Source organism: Blautia sp. DFI.6.71, assembly GCF_020593585.1.
Classification (GTDB): Bacteria; Bacillota; Clostridia; order Lachnospirales; family Lachnospiraceae; genus Blautia_A; species Blautia_A wexlerae.
Map to the genome: position 1 here is coordinate 110,398 of NZ_JAJDMJ010000004.1, position 21,457 is coordinate 131,854.

Below are 21,457 nucleotides of genomic sequence, written 5' to 3' on the forward strand. Positions count from 1 at the left end.
CTTTATTTTCTGCGGTTTATTAATTTTTCAATTAACAAATACAGAAACTCGTTATTTTTATTCAGACTCTTCAGCAGATCGATTGCCTTTTCTGAGAGTTCTTCCACCTGTTCAGCAGCCTTCTCTGTTCCAAAAAGAGTCACATAAGTAACTTTATTATTCTTCTCATCACTGTGTACAGGTTTTCCCAATTCTTCTGCAGTGCTGGTCACATCCAGAATATCATCCTGAATCTGGAAAGCCAGTCCTATATTTCCGGCAGCTTTCTCCACTGCAGATACTTCCTGCTCATTTGCTCCTGCAAGAATTGCGCCTGTCATCATGGAGGCTTCGATCAATGCTGACGTCTTATTTCTGTAAATATAGTCAAGCATCTCTTTTTCAAGGGGCTTTCCGTCATTTTCCACATCAACACTTTGTCCTCCAAGCATTCCATGAATGCCTGTTTTCTGTGAGACCACTCTCAACGCATGGATTACCCGATCCTGCTCTTTTGTCAGGGCAAATGCCTGAAACATGGTTTCGTATGCGTAATTAAGCAGCGCAACACCGCTTAACACCCCCATGGCTTCCCCATATACCTTATGTGTAGTCAGTCTGCCGCGCCTGTAATCATCATCATCAAGTGCAGGAAGATCGTCATGAATCAGGGAATGAGTATGGATCATCTCCATTCCTGCCATAAACGGTTTTACAACTTCTTCCTTACCATCAAACAGGCGATATGTCTCCCGGATCAACATTGGCCGAAGGCGCTTGCCTCCTGCCAGCATACTGTAATTCATAGCCTGAGCCATTGTTCCGGCGAATCCCGCCTCTGCAGGCAGAAAGCTTCTGATCACTTTCTCTGTTTCTTCCGTTCTCTTTGCTAATTCATCTTGAAAATTCACTAAATGTACCATCCTCATTAAGCTGCAGCATTTTCTTCTCCACTGTATCCAGCTTCCCGCTGCAAAGTTTCAAAAGTTCCATGCCCTGTCTGTACAGTATAAAAGAGTCCTCCAGCGATGTGTCTCTGTTTTCCAGTTTTTCAGCCAGCAGATCCAGTTCTGCAAACATCTCTTCCAAAGGTTTCTCCTCCTGTAACTGCTCACAGTTTTCTTTCTTCGCCATAGATTCTCTCCTCCTTCACCGTACCTGTAACATCTGCTTCTATCGTACCGTCTGTCACAGATATATAAATGGTATCCCCATTTTGTACCTGTTCTACACTTGTCAATGTCTTTTTATATTTATCTGCCACATAAGAATATCCCTGATTCAGTTTCTTTAAAGGGGAAAGTCCTGCAAAACGTTCCAGATAAACAGACAATCTGTGTCTCTCATCCTGAAGTTTCCTGTTCATTCCATTTTGTACAGCATTCTCCAGATCTGCCAGACGCTGTCTCTGCTCCCGCAGCCTGTTCTCCGGACTCAGATAAGCAAATTTTGTCTGAAAATGTTCCAGTCTGCTGCGGTACAGATCCGTTTTACCACTCATTGCACGATATAACCGCTGCCTGTAAATACTTACTGCTTCAATCACACTTCTGTAATCATCCACCGCAAGCTCTGCCGCAGCAGAAGGAGTAGGAGCTCGCAGATCAGCAACGAAATCAGCAATTGTAAAATCCGTTTCATGACCTACTGCGGAAATAATGGGTGTACTGCACTCAAAAATAGCTCTGGCCACGATTTCTTCATTAAACGCCCAGAGATCTTCAATAGAGCCGCCGCCTCTTCCCACAATGATCACATCCACATCTGTCTTATCAAGCATCTGTATTCCTTTTACAATACTTTCTGCCGCACCCGCCCCCTGTACAAGAGCCGGATATAAAATAATCTGTAAATAGGGATTTCTTCGATAGGAAATATTGCGGATATCCTGAACAGCCGCACCTGTCGGTGCAGTTACCACACCCAGACGTCTGATAAATCTCGGAATGGGCTGCTTGTACTCCTGCGCAAACATTCCCATATCTTCAAGTTCCTGTTTCAGCGCAAGATATCTCTCATACAAAGCACCTGCACCTTCCAGAGTAATTTCCTTTGCATACATCTGATAGCGGCCGTCGCGTTCATATACATCCACACTCCCGCCAACGATCACCTTATCGCCATTTTTCATGGCAAATGCAAGTCCCCGTCTGTGTCCGGCAAACATCACACAATTCAATGTTCCTGTCTCATCTTTCAGGGAAAAATAGATGTGTCCGCTTGTATGATATTTACAATTGGACACCTCGCCTTTTACATAAATCTTCTGCAGTAAATAATCCTGGGTAAACATATTTTTGATATAACGGTTTACCTGACCTACAGAATATGTGTTTTTCATTCTGATTTTTCTTCGCTTTCACTGTTGGCAATCTTGCCAAGGATACCGTTTACAAAGGAACCGGAAGTCTCACCGCCAAAACGTTTGGCAAGCTCTACCGCCTCATTGATAGCTACGCCTGTAGGTACATCTTTGTCATATTTCAGTTCATACACTGCCAGACGCAGGGCAGTCAGGTCAACGCGGCTCATTCTCTTTGTCTTCCAGCCATTGCTTGTCTCATTTAACAGTGCATCGATCTCGTCTAATTTTTCAAGTACATGGCGGTATTTCCGGCTCATATACTCCTGATCTTTCTCTGAAAGTTCCTCCAGAGTATCAAAATAAAGTGAAAGCTGCTCACTCATCTCTTCCTCTGAATTAAATTCTGTCATGAACAGTAATTTAAAAATATGTTCTCTCTGCTCTCTTCTTCGCATAATTTTTGCTGTATAAACAGCTTTCCTTTCTAAATATCTCTTAAGTACACAAAAAAGGAAAGGGTTACTTTCCTTTTTCGTTCTCCATATCTACACTGGCAATATGAATATTAACATCTGCAACCTCAAGACCTGTCATATTCTCTATGGATGATTTTACTTTCTCCTGAACTTTCTTACTTGTCTCAAGAATGTTCTTACCATATTCGATATTCAGGTTCAGGTCTACTGTTACAACTCCTTCGAGTACAGTAACCTTAACACCTCTGGAAAGATTCTTCATTCCAAGTTTGCTTACCAGTTCGTTTGTGATATTGCCTGCCATGGAAGCAACTCCGTTTACTTCCGTAGCAGCAAGTCCGGCAATGATAGCGACCACTTCATCTGCGATCTGGACCTCACCAATGCCTCCTAAATCCTGTATTTTATATGTTATTCTTTTCTCTGCCATCTGAAAACCTCCTGAGGGATTCTTTAATCTTTGTTCATTATACCAAATCGACAGATAAATGAAAAGGGTTATTTACTGAATTCCGTTAATATTAAGCCAGGATTTCTGTCCTCTGTCATACCCACACTCCAGGAATTTACAAAGAGGAGCAGCGGATTTCCCTTAAGATCAGTAACTTTTTTCATATCAGAGGTTCCAATGATCTTATCCACTTTTACTTCTTCTTTATTTGCAATCCAGCGAATATGTTCATATGGAAGTGTTTCCAGACGGATATCCACATTATATTCATTTTCCAGACGATATTTCAGAACATCAAACTGCAGGACACCTACAACACCTACAATAATTTCTTCCATACCGGTATTAAACTCCTGAAAAATCTGAATAGCACCTTCCTGCGCGATCTGATTGATACCTTTAACAAACTGTTTTCTCTTCATAGTATCAATCTGACGGACTCTCGCAAAATGTTCCGGTGCAAATGTAGGAATACCTTCGAATGCAAACTTTTTACCAGGTGCACAGATTGTATCTCCGATGGAAAAGATACCCGGGTCAAAAACACCGATAATATCTCCGGCATATGCCTCATCTACCACATGGCGGGATTCTGCCATCATCTGCTGCGGCTGAAGCAGACGCATCTTTTTATCACCCTGCACATGATATACTTCCTGGGAAGCGTCAAATTTACCGGAACAGATTCTCATAAATGCGATTCTGTCTCTGTGTGCCTTGTTCATGTTTGCCTGGATTTTAAATACAAACGCTGAGAAATCATCATCCATGGGGTCAATTTCCCCAATATCAGACACTCTCGGAAGCGGTGATGTTGTCATCTTCAGGAAATGTTCCAGAAATGTTTCCACACCGAAGTTTGTCAGCGCAGATCCGAAGAATACAGGTGTCAGCTTACCTTTGCTTACCAGCTCCTGGTCAAAATCTGCACTTGCGCCGTCCAGAAGCTCAATCTCATCCAGAAGCTGTGCTTTCTGCTCCGGATCCATAATCTCATCTGCCCGGCTGTCACTTAACGGGATTTCCTCGATCACACCTTCTTTGGTACCTTTCTGTGTATCAGAAAAGGTAAGTATTTTCTCTGTATTACGGTCATAAACACCGCGGAATTTCTTACCGGAACCGATTGGCCAGTTGATCGGGCAGGTTGCGATGCCAAGTTCTTTCTCAATCTCATCAAGAAGGTCAAATGTGTCGTTTGCATCGCGGTCCATCTTATTGATAAATGTAAAAATCGGGATATGGCGCATTACGCAGACCTTGAACAGTTTTCTGGTCTGTGCCTCCACACCCTTGGAACCGTCGATTACCATGACTGCAGAATCTGCTGCCATCAGTGTACGGTAAGTATCCTCCGAGAAATCCTGATGTCCCGGTGTATCCAGAATATTAATGCAGTAACCATCATAATGAAACTGCAGAACAGAGGAAGTAACGGAAATACCTCTCTCTTTTTCGATCTCCATCCAGTCTGACACTGCATGGCGGGCTGTTGCCTTACCTTTAACACTTCCGGCAAGATTGATTGCTCCGCCATACAGCAGGAATTTCTCAGTCAGTGTAGTTTTACCTGCATCCGGATGGGAAATAATGGCAAATGTTCTTCTTTTTTCTATTTCATTCGTATACTTAGACACGTTCAGCCTCCTGTTGCGCTTTTTTATAATTGTTTGCATAAAACACCGGCAACAGCCGGTATCAGTTACGTTTTCTATTTTTTTACAGCATTCCTATTCTAGTATATGCACCTCTTTTCTGTCAAGATATATGTTCGCATATTCATATCAAAATATCAGTCATAAATATCAGTTGTATCGATTGCGGTATCCTCATATGGCTGTGCTGATGTTTCGCTGTCTTCCTCATACGAAGTATCTGCTGATGTTTCATCTGTCTGTGTTGTATCTTCTGCATCTTCACTCTCCTTCAGTGGGGTGATCACAATATTTTCTGGCGCAATTCCTGTTTTCCTTTTTACAATATCTTCAATCTGTGCTCTCTGTGCATCAGAAAGTTCTGCTTCAGGGATCACAACATCCGCAGTTTCTCCGGTAAGATTTACAACTACATTCTTAAAGCCCTTCGCCTCCAGCAAAAGCTCTGCTGCCGCTTCTTTTTCTGAAAGGTCTGTCATCGAGACCATCGTATGTATTGCCTCCTGCTTCTCTTCATCATCAATTTCTTCATTATTGATAATGTCCTGCAGATCTGCCTTGTTCTGTGAGCGCACCTGTTCTCTGCTGATCTTTGCCTGTGCGGCAAATCCTGTAGAACCCGTAAACACAGCCTCCCCGGGAGTATCCGTTTCCTGACTGTCTGTAAGACTGTTATCAGTCAGACCTCCATCTGCCTGATTTTCATCCAGAAGAGCAGTTTCATCTGTAAGATCATATCCTGCATCTTCAAGGATACTGCTGCTGTCCGTACTTGCCTCCTTATCCCTGAATCCAAGATCTACATCCGCAAAGTTCAGATATCCTGCCACTGCAATCAGAATTGCCAGCGATGTAATAATGACCTGATTTTTTCCGATGACTTTTTTCACATTTATCTCCTCATTTCATTTTCATTATTCTAATTCTATGAGCATCCACCTGAAATAATGCCATGACCGCCTCCTGAATATTTTGGGCCACTACAGGATTTCCTCCGCCTTCCGCAGAAATCAGAACACCGGTCACCTGTATGGTTTCTGAATTATAGAAGCTCTGCCTGTCTTTCTTCTCATCTGTCATCAGGATAACCTGTACCTTTCCCACCCCTTCCGTATTTTCAAGAAATGCTTCAAGTTTCTCTTCCAGAACACTTTTTTGCATATCTTCACTCTGCTCTCCTGCCGTATTTTTCTTTTGCTGCTTACTGGATACAGGCATCGCCGCTACTGCCAGAAGTACTCCGATGAGCAACAGGATTCCCCATTTTGCCGGATTCATTTCGGACAATCTGGATACAAATTCTGTTTTCTTTAAGTCCCCACTCTTCCACCAGCGCATCTTTAAGCTCCTTTCTCTCCTCCTGAGAAATTTCTGTCTTCAGTACAAGGTTTGCCTGCGTCTCCTCCCCTTCTATATTTACTTTCACCTTATATACTTCTATGCCTCTTTTTTCCAGAGTTTCCCGGATTTTCTGTTCCAGTTCCAGTTCGTAACCTTTTTCCAGATAGACTTTCTGAATATTCTGAAATTCCCGGAGTTCTTTCTCTCTGTTTTCTTCAGAAAAATTATCCAGAAAACTTTCCGTCAGTTCCGAACCTTTTCCAAGAATGGAAAATATCGGGGTACTCATCATAAAAATCAGCAGCAGGCCCATAAAAAAGCGTACATATTTCTCATACTTCTGGTCAGGTATCAGATTCAGAACCGCAGTGAAAAAGATATAAAATACTGCCAGATTCCGAATCCATAAATACAGCTCTTCTTTCATATGTTTCCTCCGGCAATCTTTCTGTCAGTTCATCAGGATACAGAAACTACAACTATCAGGAATGTCAGCATGCAAAGTACTTCTGCTGTCAGCAAAAGCTTTAAAAGCATTGCACATCCCTCCCCCATTGTACTCAGGGCTCCCACAACTCTTTTGTCAGAAATTGGCTGTGCAATCGCAGCCAGAAAACGATAAACTAGAGAAAGACTTCCATAATGAATAATCGGTCCTGCTCCAATCAGCAACAGAAGGATCACGATTACTGCGCCAAAACTGTTTCGCACAATCACTGCACTGGTCAGCACTAATTCTGTTACAGCGGTCACTGCATTTCCAATGCCGGGAATCGCACTCGCTGCCTTGCCAACAGCAGAACGCTTCATGGCATCCATCACCGGGCTCACCATATTCCGCACAATCTGCAGACCAACAATAGCTCCCAGAAGAGTTTTCAACCCCCAGTTTACAGCTACATCCAAAAGTTCTGCCATTTTTGTAAGCATCTCCTCTTTTGACAAATAATTAACCATTTTCAGAAGCAAACTCAGGTTTACAGCAGGCAGAAACAGATTTGCAAGAAGCCACTGAACCGCCCAGATCATCAGCAAAATTCCTTCATAAAATGCAGCAGCCGTTGATGATCCGGTTGATGCAGCCACTGTCATAAAATAAGCCGGAGAAAGAACTTTCATGAAATCCGTCAGTCCAAGAAGCCAGTTTGTAAGCGTACTTCCAAGCCTTGAGAAATTCTCCATAAGCATTGTAAACAGCGCAAGATAGACAATATAAAAGCTGATACTGCCAGCCTGTCCGTTTCCGAAAACATCAGCAAACTCCGCCAGCACCGCTGCAATAAAAATCACAAGTAAAAGTTTCAGTATTAATCCTTTTTCATTCTCTATATCCGAAAAAAAGAAACTGTACAAAAAGCTCCGTACAGTCTCTTTTGAAACAGGATCCTCCCCGTTTATGATATTCATCAGTGCTTCCCTGACAGAAAAAACATGGTCATCCATAATCTCATCCAACATTTTCTGCACATCATCAATCTGTATCTCTTCCATTAGATTCTCCTGCAGGATCTGTACTGAAGAATCTTCTTTCTGTTCTGTCTGCGCAGCGGCATATACGGATACTATATGATTCTGAAAGAATGTAAGATATGACACTCTTCCTACCAAAAGTATACATGCCAGTATACACCAGTAACCTTTCCACAGATCTGCCTGTTCCCTGATACTTCTCTCTTTATCCTGCCTCATATCATAAACTCCGAAATCGTATCCAGAATTGCCAGCAGTACCGGCATACTCAGAACCATCACAGACAGTTTACAGAACAGGTCGATCTGTGTTCCGATCATCTGATATCCGGCATCTTTGCAGATTGCAGATGAAAACTGTCCGATATATGTAATCCCGATAATCTTAACCAGAACTGTGAGATAACTGCTGTCTATGGGGAAGCTTTCTCTCAGCCTGTTCATGGTTTCAAACAGATAAGAAACTTTTCCTGCTGCAAGACCAAGAATCAGAAAACCCGTCATCATGGTCACAAGTGCAGCAAATTCCGGTCTGGTTTCTTTTAGAATAAAACCAAGCATCATTCCGCAGATACCCATGATTGAAACTTTCACAATATCCATGCCATTCAAACCTCTTTCTGTTCTGTCAACTGCCATAACAGTTGATTTGAAATCACAGCACAAACAATTGCTGAATACTTTCAAACAGTTCATAAATATATGGAACAATCCAGAACAGCACCATCAGAAGCCCCGCCAGGCTTACCAGAAATGCCTGTTCATCCCTTCCACTGTGTTTTAGGATCTGGCAGAGAACAGAAACCAGAATCCCTACTGCAGCGATTTTAAAAATAAGACTTACCTCCACAGTCTCTCCTTTCCGGCTTCTGCTGCCAGATATAGCAAAACAGTAATCTACACAGTAAAGAAACAGATTATAAATACATGCTCACCAAAAAAACACAGCCACAAATATTCCGCCCAGTATTCCCATACTGCGGTATAATTTTCTTTTTTCACAAAAATCTTTCCTGAGTTCCTTGATCGCATATTCTGTTTCCTTTTCCATCAGATCCATCTGTTTTAGCTGCATATCCAGTCCAAGATAACCAAGCTGATCTCCCAGTGAATAAAATCTGTCTCTCTCTTCCTGCGAAAGACAATCCAGATCCAGACACTTTCCGGCCGATTCTCTGAAGATTGTCCCAAAGGAATCCCCTGTTTTTTCTTTCATTTTCTGTGCCGTAAGTATAAAAAATTCTCTGTACTTCCCTTCCAGTTTCCCGGAAGCACCTGTAAAGGCATCGTACAGAGATTTATTTCCATAACGTATTTCTCCTCTTAGGAGGATGATCATCCGTAAGATCATTTCCATCATCTTTTTGCGTCTGCCAAGTTCATTGCTCATGGCAAAACCGCAACCGACACCGGAAATTACAATTACACACAATCCTACTGTTCTAAGCATACTTTTCCATTTTCATCTAATACAGCTTTCAGACATCCTGCCTGATCATTTTTGTCCAGGATAATATAACGTTCAAATACTTTCTCGCCCATAAGCTTATAAAAGAATGGCTGATCCAGAACATCCTCCAGACAGCTTCCATGTGCAGTCGCAATCAGCTTACATCCACAATGGATCACTGAGTCAACTGCCTTGAAATCCTCTTCACAGCCTAACTCGTCCACTGCAACCACATCCGGTGACATGGAACGGACCAGCATCTGCATACCTTCTGATTTCGGACAGCAGTCCAGCACATCTGTACGCATTCCCAGATCATTCTGAGGAATTCCCTGATAACAGCCTGCCAGCTCACTTCTCTCGTCCACCACACCTATTGTCAGACCCTGGGTATTGGCCCATCCATTACTGAGCTGCCTGATAATATCTCTGAGCAGCGTAGTCTTTCCACACCTTGGCGGTGAAATGATCAATGTATTTGCAACCCATTTCTCTGTACGGATATAAGGCATCACCTTATCCGCACATCCCTGAATCTCATGTGCCAGACGGACATTGATGCAGGAAATATATTTCATTCCCATGATCCTGCCCCGATCCAACACTACCTTTCCGGTCACACCTACTCTGTGACCACCCTGAACACTGATAAATCCCTGTCTGATCTCATCCTCATAAGCATACAGGGAATATCCTGTGACATATTCCAGTGTTTCTTTCAGATCTTCCGTTGTCACCAGATACTGTTCCTGACCCGGTTTTCGCAGAAAACACTCTCCTCCGTCATAAGTTAAAAACAACGGACGCCCTACACGAAGGCGTATCTCATATAATTTATCATAATCCAGCTTCGCATCCATTAAAAGATTCCGGATATTTCCGGCAAACAGGTTTTCAATCTGCTGCGCTTCTATATGTCTCACCTCTTTACACTTAATATATGTGGACAAACCGATTTTAGTACTCTTCCTGATAAGACTCTTCCATTTTTATCAGATTCAGCTTCAGAACCCGGTCTACCACATTTCCTGCATACCCCCTGTACGCATAAGCTCCTGATTCAAAGAGTACGTAAAGTTCATCCCCCTCTACAACAATCTGCTCGATCATCTCAGGCATTCTGTATGATCTTGCAGAATTTTCATTGACATACAGACGTTTATCCGACTGTTCATAAAAAACAATCCTGGATGGCAGAATACCAAAAGAATGAGACAACAACAGCTTATCGTTATAAAAAGCCATTCCCTGTGCCTGTTCTGATATTGTAGAATAATCCAGCGGAACCGCCATTTCAAACATCATGCCAAGTTCCTCATTAAAAGTATTCACCAGATCACCTTTTGAATCCACCGCATATCTCGCGATGGTGCTCTCTGTATATTTGTTAAAACATCCTACATACAGGCACCCCTTATAGAAAGTCATAAAAGAATCTCTCACGATTCCATAAAGACTACATGTCTGATTTACCTGCACAGGCATATGGTTATCCGCATAATTATAGTCACGCAGCACACCCATCTTAATGCTGATCGCCTGTGCGATTCCATTGGTATTTGAAGAATACCACAGCATATCATGTTCCTGATCATAGGCAAGTCCGCCTACATGAGGCAGACCTGGCAGGACTACCTCTTTGATAAATCTGTGAGTTTCTTTGTTGATCACATAAATAACAGAGTTATGTTTTTCCGTATGACAATAGGCACTTACAAGTACATACTCATCGGTCACTGCAAGTCCCTGAGGAGTCATGGAAGTACATACCGCCTGTTTTGTACCCTCTGCATTCAGGAATGTTCTTGTATATCTCAGTCCGGGAATAATATAAGTTCCGTACTCTTTTTCTTTTTTTCTGCCCTCAAAGGCAAAGGTATTTAACTCCTCCTGCTGCGACAGCATCTGTATCTGTCCGCGTAATGAATACACTGCAGCATCCTGGTTGGTTACCGGATATTTTGCAGGAGGTTCCGTCTTACCCCTGTATACGAAAGCATATCCCCAGAAAGCCAGTCCAAGTGCCAGTACTGCTACAAGAATCTTCACTGCCAGTCTCCGGATTTCTTTCTTCGTTTGTCTGTTCATGTCTTACCCAAGTATGATGTCTTCATATTTCCAGTTGATTTCCATGGGATTCATTGCCCATACTGCTCCACTGTAACCGTCTTCCATATCAAGCAGCATATGACTGCCTTCATCCATGGATATAGTCCTCATGTCTCTGGAAAGCCCCTCACCGGTCCATTTGATATAGGCTTCCCTCTGTACCCACTGTTCAAAAAATTTCTTTTCCACATTTATATCTGAGAGAATTTCGAGATACTGTTCCCGGGGTACCATACGTCTGAGCATTCTTTCATAATTGGCTCTGCAATGAATCTGCACATCAATTCCAACCTCCTGATCAGCCAGAATACATACCACGTATTTTCCGGAATGACTGATATTATAATGCAGGGACGGACGATAGGAAAGGAATGGTTTTCCATGTTCTCCCTCTGCTCTGGGTTCATTGTACAGATTGATTCCATATTCTTTTTTCAGTGCGATTTCCAGAAGTTTCTCTGCGATCATATGCTCCATATGTGCGCCTTCATATTCTTCCCGTATTTTTGTACAGTAAATAATTCCTTTATTCATAGGCCTGTCTCCTCAAGAAACCGGGAAGGCTCCCGTTCCTTCTCATACTGGCGTTTCACATAGGCAAGCACCAGCTTCTTTTTCGCCCTGGTCATCCCTACATAAAACAATCTTCGTTCTTCTTCCACTGCTTCTGCCAAAACCGCCTTGCGATATGGAATGCTTCCTTCATTAACATTCAGAATATACACAATATCATATTCCAGACCTTTTACCGCATGGAGTGTGGATATAGTCACTCCTTCTTTTTTATCCTGCTGTTTCCTTGCCTGTTCATTCAGGCGCTTCGTATATTCTTCTATGTAAGCCTGCCACTTCGCCAGGGTTTTCATGCCTTTTGCACTCTCATGGATCCGGTCCAGGGTCTCAAGCAGTTCCTCTGGTTTTATTTTACGATACTGTGCATATTCACGCAAGTATTCTTCGAATCCCATTCCTTTTCTGATAAAATTAATCGCAGCAAAAGGGGAAAGAGTACCAAGAATCCTCAGATGCGTTTCCAGTGTGGTAATCCTGTCGCACATCCAGTCTTTGTCTTTATAATATTCCCGAAGTTCATTAAAATTAATCTGCGAACTGTTCAACGCTTCTCTGGAAATATAGCGATTTGGCCGGTTCATGATATCCAGAAAATTCTTCCTGCTCCTGTCTCCTGCTGCCATTTCAAGATAAGCCAGAAGCGCCCGGCAGATCCAGTGGCGGAAAAGATTGGGAAGCTGTTCTTTCATTGTAAAAGGAACCTGATATTCCATCAGCACATTGATCAGACCTTCCGATTCCTGATTTGTACGAAGCAGGATTGCCGTATTCAGCAGATCCTCGCCGCGCTCCATTCTTTTTTTCAGTGCTGCCACCACGCACATATACTCTTCTCTTGGATTATCAAATTCCTTGCACGTCACAGGCATCCCTTCTTCATTTGGAGTATCCAGCTGTTTTTTGAAACGTCTGGTATTACATCCGATCACTTCCATGGCTGTACGCAGGATATTCTTACTGCACCGGTAATTCACATTCAGAAGGACTGTCTCCGCCTTCGGATAATCCTTTGTAAAATTTAACATAATCTCTGGTCTTGCGCCCCGGAAATGATAGATGGACTGGTCATCATCCCCTACAATAAACAGGTTATTGACAGGTGCCGCCAGCATCTGCAAAATCTTGTATTGTAAGCTGTTGATATCCTGAAACTCATCCACCAGAATGTAGACAAATTTTCTTCTCCATGCATTCAGGATATCCTGTCTCTGAGAAAAAAGTTCATAACAACAGAGGATCATATCATCAAAATCCAGCTTGCGTTTCGCCTTCAGAGCCTGCTTATAGCCATGAAAAATGTCCCTGAATATCTCATCCGAGCAACAGGATGCATAATAATGCTCCGGAGAAATACAGTTTCCCTTTACAACACTGATTTCCCTGGCAACTTCTTCAATGAAATCTCCCTCCTGAGCCATTTCCTGTCCATATTTCTCAGTCATCTCACGTAGAATACTGAATTTCTCTTCCTCAGAAAGAATATTGGCCGCACTCAGATGATAGGCCGCTTTCAAAATCCCATAAAAAATTCCGTGGAAAGTTCCAAAAGTCACTTCGCTTCTGTTCTGTCCCACGAATTTCAAAAACCGTTCTTTCATCTCTGTTGCCGCTGCTCTGGAAAAAGTTACAACCAAAATAGAAGAAGCCGGTATCTTCCCCTCATTGATCATGTATGCAGTTCTCTCCACAATAACGGAAGTTTTCCCCGAGCCGGGACCTGCCAGGACCATCATAGGTCCTGACAGGTGAGTGATTGCCCGAAGTTGAGATGGATTTCTCTTCATATTTATTTGCTTAATTTCTCAATAGCTGCCTTTACTCGTTTGATTGTCTCGTCTTTACCGATGATCTCCATGATCTCAGTAGCACCGGCCGGCGTCATCTGCTTGCCGGAAACAGCAGTACGCAGAGGCCACATTACATATCCGTTCTTATAACCATGCTCTTTTACAAATGCACTTAATGTTTCAAATAACGGATCATTTGTATAATCTTCCTGTTCTTCCAGAACCGGAAGTACTTCTTTTAATACTGTAAGAGAAGTCTCTTCATTTGTCTTCATTTTCTTATGGCAGTACATGGCGGAATCATATTCCGGTACTTCCTCAAAGAAGTCAATCAGAGCCGGAATGTCAGGGAATGTTTCGATTCTGGTCTGTACCATTCCTGCAATCTTCTTGAAGTTGTAGTCTTTCTTCAGAACTTCTTTCATATACGGAAGTGCTCTCTCATAGAATTCATCCGCATCCATTTTCTTGATATACTCACCATTCATCCAACGAAGTTTCGCAATATCAAATACTGCCGGAGATTTATTGATATGATGATAATCAAATGTCTGTACCAGTTCATCCAGTGTAAAGATCTCTCTGTTGTCAGAAGGACTCCATCCGAGAAGTGCCACATAGTTGATGATTGCTTCTGAAACAAATCCCTGATCAAGCAGGTCTTCGTAAGAGGAATGTCCACAACGTTTGGAAAGCTTCTGGTGTGTCTCATCTGTGATCAGCGGACAATGTACATAAACCGGGATATCCCATCCGAAAGCTTCGTAGATACGGTTGTATTTCGGAGCTGAGGAAAGATACTCGTTACCTCTTACTACGTGTGTGATCTCCATTAAATGGTCATCGATTACGTTTGCAAAGTTATAAGTTGGGTATCCATCAGATTTGATCAGGATCAGATCTTCCAGTTCCTCATTGTTTACTGTGATATCTCCGTAGATTACATCATGGAATGTTGTAGTTCCCTCTGTTGGCATATTGAAACGGATTACGTGTGGTTCTCCTGCATCAAGACGACGCTGTACTTCTTCTTTGGAAAGTTTAAGGCAGCGTTTGTCATAAATGGAAATCTCTTTTCCTGCCACAACACGTTTCATACCTTCCAGTTCTTCCTTCTTACAGAAACAGTAGTATGCATCACCCTGTTCTACTAACTGCTGTGCATATTTCAGATAGATTCCCTGTGCCTGACGCTCACTCTGAACATACGGTCCAAAGCCTTTGTCCTTGTCCGGACCTTCATCATGGAGAAGTCCTGTTTTTGCAAGAGTACGGTAGATAATATCTACAGCGCCTTCTACGTAACGTTCCTGGTCTGTATCTTCAATACGGAGGATGAAATCTCCGCCTTCATGTTTTGTAATAAGGTATGCATATAATGCTGTTCTTAAATTTCCAACATGCATTCTGCCTGTAGGGCTTGGTGCAAATCTTGTTCTGATCTTGGTCATAACTTTTTTCACTCCTGAATTTTTTATATATTCAAAATCTGTAAAAAAAGACCCTGCTTAAAAGCAGCGCCTTTCTACTTTCGGGTTTATTATACGTCAGAGGCTTTCTTATTTCAAGTCGGGATATTGGAAATTTTAAAAAAGTTTGTTATGGAAAGGGACGCATGGGAAGCAATTATGTTTGGGGGCTCAGTTTCGGAACCATTGTATTTCTAGGCATTCGGGAAGCCGCTAAAATCATGAGCCGCTCTCTCAAACTCGCTCCGTTGCAAACTCCGCTCAGACAGTGAAACGATCGGCTCATAACGCGGCTTCCCAAATACCAAGAACTACAATGAACCCTCAAATTCGCCCCCAAACATAATTGCTTCCCATGCTGACTATCGGCTATATAACATATTTAGTATACAACAATAAAGAATATACCACTCCTGACTTTACAGAACAATTAGCTAAATAACATATCTGCTACACAACATAACTATAGTAACCCTCATAAATAATGCATATTGATTCAGCCCATCAGGCATGAAATCCTGCGTCAGATATCCTTGACGTGCGTCAGCACGCCTGCAGATATCTTCCTTGTCTTTCGCACTCTGCTGAACTGTCTCAAATACATCAATTAAGAGACTTACTATAAATATAAACCCTAAGAAAGTGCATGACAACCTGCAACAAAACAGCGCAGAAAAATATTTTATTTGGAGTGCATTTGCAGGGGTCTTAGATATTCTTAGTTCTCAGAAATCTGCGTTATGAGCCGGCTGCATCACTGTCTGAGCGAAGTTTGCAACGTAGCGAGTTTGACAAGACGGCTCATGCCTTTAGCAGATTTCTGAGAGCTTAGAATATCTTAGACCCCGAAACCGCACTCCAAATAAAATATTTTTCTGCGCGTCCCTTTTAACATCGTGCTACATCTTACGAAACCTCTCATACCGTTCCTGTGCAATCTGCAGTCCACTTTTACCAGTCTGTTTCTCCAGGAACTGCTTCATTCTGATCTTCATATATTCTGCAATTTCCGGCAAATTCTCCTCACTTGCAGGATATTCCTCCGGTATGATCCGTTCAATGATTCCCAGTTCTTTCAGATGAGCCGCCGTTACTTTCATGACCTCCGCAGCTTCCGGTGCCTTTCTGCTGTCTTTCCAGAGAATGGATGCAAAGCCTTCCGGTGAAAGGATGGTGTAGGTTGCATTTTCCATCATCCAGACTTCATTGCCAACTGCAAGTGCAAGTGCACCGCCACTGCCGCCTTCACCAATTACAACCGAAAGAACCGGCACCTTCAAATCGGACATTTCCAGAAGATTCCTTGCAATGGCTTCGCCCTGTCCCCGTTCTTCTGCTTCCAGTCCACAGAATGCCCCCGGAGTGTCTACAAATGCAATGACTGCACGTCCGAATTTCTCTGCCTGTTTCATCAGTCGAAGAGCCTTTTTGTACCCTTCCGGTGATGGCATTCCGAAGTTACATCTGATGTTTTCTTTTGTAGTATGCCCTTTACGGATTCCGATTACTGTAACGGGCTGTCCGTCCAGTGTAGCAATGCCGCCGATGATGGCATTGTCGTCTCTGACACCTCTGTCACCATGAAATTCCATGAAATCATCAAAAATGGCATCAATATATTCCGCTGCTGACGGACGGTCACTGCTTCTGGCAATCTGGACTCTGTCCCAGGCTGTGAGATTTTTTTGTTTCTTCTGCTTTTTCTTTTTGCCAAAAGTATCGAAAGATCTGGCAGATGTTTCCTGTGGAAATTCTCCGTAACATTTTCTGGTATCATGCAGTTTCAGGATCAGCGAAAGAACATCCCGCATAGAGCCTCGTTCAACAATTCCGTCGAGAAATCCATGTTCCAGAAGAAATTCCGGTCTCTGGAAGCCCTCCGGCAGTTTCTGACCTATAGTCTGTTCAATGACTCTCGGGCCGGCAAATCCGATCAGTGAGCCTGGTTCTGCAAGGATAATATCTCCAAGCATGGCAAAGCTTGCTGTAACGCCACCGGTAGTCGGGTCTGTCAGCACAGATGTGTAGAGAAGCCCTGCCTGGGAGTGACGTTTAATGGCTGCGGAGGTTTTTGCCATCTGCATCAGTGATACGATTCCTTCCTGCATTCTGGCACCGCCGGAGCAACAGAACAGAATGACCGGAAGTCCCTGTTTTGTTGCTTCTTCAAATGAGCGGGTGATCTTTTCTCCCACCACATATCCCATGGAAGCCATGAGAAATCTGGTATCCATGGCTCCGATCACTGTACGGATTCCTCCGATGGTGGCTTCTCCGATGAGAATTGCCTCATCAAGGTGTGTTTTTTCTCTCAGATCCTCAATTTTCTGCGGATAATCCGGATAGTCCAGTGGATTGCTGTTGTCAATTCCTGTGAACCACTCTTTAAAACTTCCTTTATCTGCGATCATTTTGATCCGACGTTTCGCACTGATTCTGAAATATCCTCCGCATTTCGGGCACACATAGGCGTTGGATATTACGTCTTCTCTGTAAACCATTTCTCCGCACTTTGGACATTTAATCCATAAACCCTCAGGTACGGAAACAGATGCGGCCTGTTTATGCCGGTCTTCTGAAACTGTTTTCTTAAAAAATCTCTTTAAGTCTGCCATTAAAATCCTGCTCCTTCATGTAACCCAATTTGATGTTGCTTTCAGACAACAAAATGACGTTAATAACTATTAATCAAACTAATTCTATCAAAATAATTTTATCGATTCGCTTATCAATTACCTTTTAATAAATATGTGATTTCTACTGAACTATAAAATATATTTGTACCAGATTTTCTTTTACAGGTTCGGATAATGCTGTGGAATGAAATCAGTTGTAATGTTTCCCTCCTGAAAATCCGGCTGATTGAGAAGCTCATATAAGAAATCTACGTTGGTCTTTACTCCTTCAATCGCAACTTCTCCAAGTGCACTGATCATCTTTCGAATGGCACTGCGGCGGTCTCTGTCATAGACAATGATCTTGGCAATCATGGAATCATAGTAGGGCGGGATTGCGTAGTCATTATAAACTGCTGTATCCACGCGGATTCCGTTTCCACCGGGAAGATGTAAGTCAGTGATCTTACCAGGGCATGGCATGAAATGTCTCTCAGGATCCTCGGCATTGATTCTGCATTCCATGGCGTGGCCGCGGATTTCTATGTCTTTCTGCTGAACGCTTAACGGTTCACCTGCCGCAATGCAGATCTGCTCTTTGATCAGGTCTACACCAGACACAAATTCTGTTACCGGATGTTCTACCTGGATTCTGGTGTTCATTTCCATGAAATAAAATTCTCCGGACTGATCCAGAAGAAATTCTATGGTTCCTGCACTTTCATAGCCAGCTGCCTTTGCTGCCCGTACTGCTGTCTCACCCATTTTCTTTCTCAGATCATCAGAGATTGCGATACATGGAGACTCTTCGATCATTTTCTGGTGACGTCTCTGAACAGAGCAGTCTCGTTCTCCCAGATGAACTACATTTCCGTATTTATCCGCAAGAATCTGCACTTCAACATGTCTGGGATTCTCCACAAACCGTTCCAGATACATGGTATTATCGGAGAAGGAATGGACCGACTCCTGCTGTGCTGTCTCAAACAATTTGGCAAATTCCTGTTCATTTCCGGCTACACGCATTCCTTTTCCACCGCCGCCTGCTGATGCTTTGATCATGACCGGAAAACCGATTTCCTTTACAGCTTCCAAAGCCTGCTCTACTGTGTAGACCGGTTCCTTTGTGCCGGGCACTACCGGGACTTTAGCTTTCCGCATTGTGTTTTTCGCCTCAGATTTATTTCCCATTCTGGAAATTACTTCTGCGGAAGGACCAATAAATGCCACATTACATTTCTCACACATTTCCACAAAACGGCTGTTCTCTGAAAGAAATCCGAATCCCGGGTGGATTGCTTCTGCTTTTGTGGCAATGGTAGCACTTAAGATTCGCTCCATGTTCAGATAGCTGTCTGATGACTGTGCCTTTCCGATGCATACTGCTTCATCTGCAAGCTGGGTATGCAGGGCATCTCTGTCTGCTTCTGAGTATACGGCTACTGTGCGGATTCCCATCTCACGACATGCCCGGATGATCCTCACTGCAATCTCACCACGATTGGCGATCAAAATTTTATTAAACATCTGTTATGCTCCTACTGCAAAAGTCAGCTCTGCGATTACTGCTACCTTACCATCCTGGTTTGTTGCTTTTGCTTTTCCCACTCCCATGGGACCTTTTTCCTTAATGATCTCTACTTCGAGAGTAAGGGTATCTCCGGGAACTACCTTGTTCTTGAATTTTGCATTGTTGATTGATGCAAAATATGCGATCTTTCCTTTATTTTCCGGTTTACTCAGAATTGCAACTGCACCTGTCTGCGCAAGCGCTTCAACGATCAGAACTCCCGGCATAACCGGTTCCTGTGGGAAGTGTCCTGCGAAATGCGGCTCATTATAGGTAACACATTTCTTTCCTGTTGCCTTCACACCCGGCACCAGTTCTTCAATAGTATCAATCAGGAGGAACGGGTGTCTGTGGGGAATAATCTCCATGATTTCTTTTGTTGTAAGTTTCATAGTTTTTTACCTCCTTCTTCTATTCTATCACAAACATCGGCTGTCCGAACTCTACCATCTGCTCGTTTTCTACAAGGATTTCTTTTACTGTACCATCAAATTCTGATTCAATTTCGTTCATCAGCTTCATTGCTTCCACAATGCCAAGAATCTGACCTTTGCTTACTTTATCTCCTACTTTTACAAAGGGTGGATTTTCCGGAGAAGATGCTGCATAATAGGTACCTACAAGAGGAGATTTTACCACACTTCCTGTCTGTACTTCATCGTTAACAGCATTGACGGATTCTACATGTACAGCCTGCTGCACTACCGGCTGATACTGCTGAGCATCTGCCGGATCAGTATTGACTGCCATCTGCTGTACAATTGTTTTCTCTTTTGACATGGAAATATTTAAGGTATCGTCCTGCAGGTTAAATTCTGTGAGATCTGAATCGCTGACTGCGTGGATCAGTTCTAATATATTTGCCAGTTCCATTTATTTCCTCCTGCTGAAATAGCTATATTATAAGATCACTGTCGTATATTGTTTTCAAAATCACCATACCATTTATTATCTGCGTGATCAGTCTTCGTACTTTTTAATAAGTAAGGATGCGTTATGTCCGCCAAAGCCAAGAGAATTGGTAAGTGCATATTTGATATCCATCTTTACATTACCGTTTCCTACATAATCCAGGTCACACTGTTCATCCGGCACCTTATAACCAACAGTCTGATGGATCAGGCCTTCCTGAAGTTCTTTTACACAGGTGATCACTTCCACTGCACCGGCAGCTCCCAGAAGATGTCCTGTAATAGATTTTGTAGAATTTATTTTCATTTCTTTTGCGTGTTCACCAAATGTTTTCTTAATGGCAATTGTTTCAAATAAGTCATTATGATGTGTGCTTGTGCCATGTGCGTTTACATACCATACATCATCTGTGGAAATTCCTGCTTCTTTTACAGCCCATTCCATAGCTTTGGCAGCACCGGAACCGTCCTCTGCAGGGGATGTAATGTGATAAGCATCTCCTGTTGCACCATATCCGACAACCTCGCCAAGGATTTTCGCTCCACGTGCTTTGGCATGCTCCAGTTCTTCCAGAACTACCACGCCGGCACCCTCACCCATTACAAAACCGCTTCTTTCTTTGTCAAAAGGGATGGAACATCTCTCAGGATCTGTGGATGAGGTCAATGCTGTCAGGGCCGCAAAACCACCAAAGCCTGTTGGTGTGATAGCTGCTTCCGTTCCACCTGCAACCATAACATCTGCATCAGAGCACTGAATAGTACGGTATGCTTCTCCAATGCTGTGGGTTCCTGTTGCACAGGCAGTTACAACATTAATGTTCTTTCCGCGGAGTCCAAACTGAATGGAAACATTTCCGGATGCCATATTGGAGATCAGAAGAGGAATCATCAGAGGATTCAGTCTTCCTGGTCCCTTTGTGTTGAGAATTTCGCAGGATTTCTCTACCACCTGCATACTTCCGATACCGCTTCCCACGCTACAGCCTACACGGAAGGGATCTTCTTTTGTCATATCCAGTCCGGACTGCTCAATAGCTTCTTTTGCTGCTGCTACCGCATACTGGCTGAAAAGCTCCATACGTTTTGCAGATTTGAAATCCATATAATCCTTTGGATTAAAATTGTTGATTTCCGCAGCCATATGCGCTCTGTAATTTGTGGAATCAAAACGTGTTACTTCTGCAAAGTTTGTTTTTCCTTCTTTTACACTGTTCCAGAATTCTTCTACACTAAGGCCTACCGGAGTGATTGCTCCCATACCTGTAATTACAACTCTTCTCATTTTGTTCTCCTT

23 protein-coding genes are annotated in these 21,457 nt (G+C 43.0%); all 23 read right to left on the reverse strand.

Going from position 1 to position 21,457, the window contains the following annotated elements:
- Nucleotides 1–2 precede the first annotated feature (2 nt).
- Nucleotides 3–890 (reverse strand): polyprenyl synthetase family protein, encoded by an 888-nt coding sequence (locus LJE12_RS03855; RefSeq protein ID WP_008704093.1) that lies wholly within the window; start codon nt 888–890, stop codon nt 3–5.
- Nucleotides 874–1,113, reverse strand: coding sequence for an exodeoxyribonuclease VII small subunit (xseB, locus tag LJE12_RS03860; protein ID WP_025577309.1), 240 nt, complete (start codon nt 1,111–1,113; stop codon nt 874–876). The genes LJE12_RS03855 and xseB overlap by 17 nt, the downstream gene beginning before the upstream one ends.
- A complete protein-coding gene (gene xseA, locus LJE12_RS03865; protein ID WP_025577310.1) occupies nt 1,091–2,320 on the reverse strand; it encodes an exodeoxyribonuclease VII large subunit in 1,230 nt (409 codons plus the stop codon). Before xseA ends, xseB begins: the two co-directional genes overlap by 23 nt.
- Nucleotides 2,317–2,739 (reverse strand): transcription antitermination factor NusB, encoded by a 423-nt coding sequence (nusB, locus tag LJE12_RS03870; protein WP_008704098.1) that lies wholly within the window; start codon nt 2,737–2,739, stop codon nt 2,317–2,319. Before nusB ends, xseA begins: the two co-directional genes overlap by 4 nt.
- Before the next feature lie 64 nt (nt 2,740–2,803).
- Complete coding sequence (locus tag LJE12_RS03875) at nt 2,804–3,190, reverse strand: Asp23/Gls24 family envelope stress response protein (protein WP_008704100.1); 387 nt, start codon at nt 3,188–3,190, stop codon at nt 2,804–2,806.
- 68 nt (nt 3,191–3,258) lie between these two features.
- Nucleotides 3,259–4,848, reverse strand: a complete 1,590-nt coding sequence (locus LJE12_RS03880) for a peptide chain release factor 3 (protein WP_008704101.1) — start codon at nt 4,846–4,848, stop codon at nt 3,259–3,261.
- A 155-nt stretch (nt 4,849–5,003) separates the two neighbouring features.
- Complete coding sequence (locus LJE12_RS03885) at nt 5,004–5,756, reverse strand: SpoIIIAH-like family protein (RefSeq protein ID WP_020994069.1); 753 nt, start codon at nt 5,754–5,756, stop codon at nt 5,004–5,006.
- A 10-nt stretch (nt 5,757–5,766) separates the two neighbouring features.
- Nucleotides 5,767–6,027, reverse strand: coding sequence for a hypothetical protein (locus LJE12_RS03890; protein ID WP_227226414.1), 261 nt, complete (start codon nt 6,025–6,027; stop codon nt 5,767–5,769).
- A gap of 40 nt (nt 6,028–6,067) precedes the next feature.
- The gene (locus tag LJE12_RS03895) at nt 6,068–6,634 is read right to left on the reverse strand and encodes a stage III sporulation protein AF (RefSeq protein WP_008704104.1); all 567 of its coding nucleotides are present in this window, start codon (nt 6,632–6,634) and stop codon (nt 6,068–6,070) included.
- A 32-nt stretch (nt 6,635–6,666) separates the two neighbouring features.
- On the reverse strand, nt 6,667–7,896 hold the full coding sequence (locus tag LJE12_RS03900) for a stage III sporulation protein AE (RefSeq protein ID WP_227226416.1): 1,230 nt from the start codon (nt 7,894–7,896) through the stop codon (nt 6,667–6,669).
- Nucleotides 7,893–8,279: a SpoIIIAC/SpoIIIAD family protein gene (locus tag LJE12_RS03905; protein WP_020994071.1), complete on the reverse strand. Its 387-nt coding sequence runs from the start codon at nt 8,277–8,279 to the stop codon at nt 7,893–7,895. Before LJE12_RS03905 ends, LJE12_RS03900 begins: the two co-directional genes overlap by 4 nt.
- 52 nt (nt 8,280–8,331) lie before the next feature.
- Entirely contained in the window at nt 8,332–8,526 is a 195-nt protein-coding gene (gene spoIIIAC / locus LJE12_RS03910) for a stage III sporulation protein AC (RefSeq protein WP_008704108.1), read from the reverse strand.
- A gap of 81 nt (nt 8,527–8,607) precedes the next feature.
- The gene (locus tag LJE12_RS03915) at nt 8,608–9,126 is read right to left on the reverse strand and encodes a stage III sporulation protein AB (RefSeq protein WP_227226418.1); all 519 of its coding nucleotides are present in this window, start codon (nt 9,124–9,126) and stop codon (nt 8,608–8,610) included.
- Nucleotides 9,111–10,049 carry a stage III sporulation protein AA gene (spoIIIAA, locus tag LJE12_RS03920; protein ID WP_008704110.1) on the reverse strand — a complete coding sequence of 313 codons (939 nt, stop codon included), beginning with the start codon at nt 10,047–10,049 and terminating at the stop codon, nt 9,111–9,113. The genes LJE12_RS03915 and spoIIIAA overlap by 16 nt, the downstream gene beginning before the upstream one ends.
- A 34-nt stretch (nt 10,050–10,083) precedes the next feature.
- The gene (locus tag LJE12_RS03925; protein WP_227226420.1) at nt 10,084–11,214 is read right to left on the reverse strand and encodes a hypothetical protein; all 1,131 of its coding nucleotides are present in this window, start codon (nt 11,212–11,214) and stop codon (nt 10,084–10,086) included.
- A gap of 3 nt (nt 11,215–11,217) precedes the next feature.
- A complete protein-coding gene (locus LJE12_RS03930) occupies nt 11,218–11,769 on the reverse strand; it encodes a 4'-phosphopantetheinyl transferase family protein (protein WP_227226422.1) in 552 nt (183 codons plus the stop codon).
- Nucleotides 11,766–13,592 carry an ATP-dependent helicase gene (locus LJE12_RS03935; RefSeq protein ID WP_227226424.1) on the reverse strand — a complete coding sequence of 609 codons (1,827 nt, stop codon included), beginning with the start codon at nt 13,590–13,592 and terminating at the stop codon, nt 11,766–11,768. The genes LJE12_RS03930 and LJE12_RS03935 overlap by 4 nt, the downstream gene beginning before the upstream one ends.
- A gap of 2 nt (nt 13,593–13,594) precedes the next feature.
- Nucleotides 13,595–15,046, reverse strand: coding sequence for a glutamate--tRNA ligase (gene gltX, locus LJE12_RS03940; protein WP_118521352.1), 1,452 nt, complete (start codon nt 15,044–15,046; stop codon nt 13,595–13,597).
- A gap of 917 nt (nt 15,047–15,963) precedes the next feature.
- Entirely contained in the window at nt 15,964–17,679 is a 1,716-nt protein-coding gene (locus LJE12_RS03945) for an acetyl-CoA carboxylase carboxyl transferase subunit (protein ID WP_022381150.1), read from the reverse strand.
- A gap of 180 nt (nt 17,680–17,859) precedes the next feature.
- Nucleotides 17,860–19,206, reverse strand: a complete 1,347-nt coding sequence (locus LJE12_RS03950) for an acetyl-CoA carboxylase biotin carboxylase subunit (protein WP_055057384.1) — start codon at nt 19,204–19,206, stop codon at nt 17,860–17,862.
- A 3-nt stretch (nt 19,207–19,209) separates the two neighbouring features.
- The gene (gene fabZ, locus LJE12_RS03955; RefSeq protein ID WP_008704118.1) at nt 19,210–19,641 is read right to left on the reverse strand and encodes a 3-hydroxyacyl-ACP dehydratase FabZ; all 432 of its coding nucleotides are present in this window, start codon (nt 19,639–19,641) and stop codon (nt 19,210–19,212) included.
- A 19-nt stretch (nt 19,642–19,660) separates the two neighbouring features.
- A complete protein-coding gene (gene accB, locus LJE12_RS03960; RefSeq protein ID WP_118592870.1) occupies nt 19,661–20,122 on the reverse strand; it encodes an acetyl-CoA carboxylase biotin carboxyl carrier protein in 462 nt (153 codons plus the stop codon).
- Nucleotides 20,123–20,209: 87 nt separating this feature from the next.
- On the reverse strand, nt 20,210–21,445 hold the full coding sequence (gene fabF / locus LJE12_RS03965; protein ID WP_026649079.1) for a beta-ketoacyl-ACP synthase II: 1,236 nt from the start codon (nt 21,443–21,445) through the stop codon (nt 20,210–20,212).
- Between the last annotated feature and the right edge of the window lie 12 nt (nt 21,446–21,457).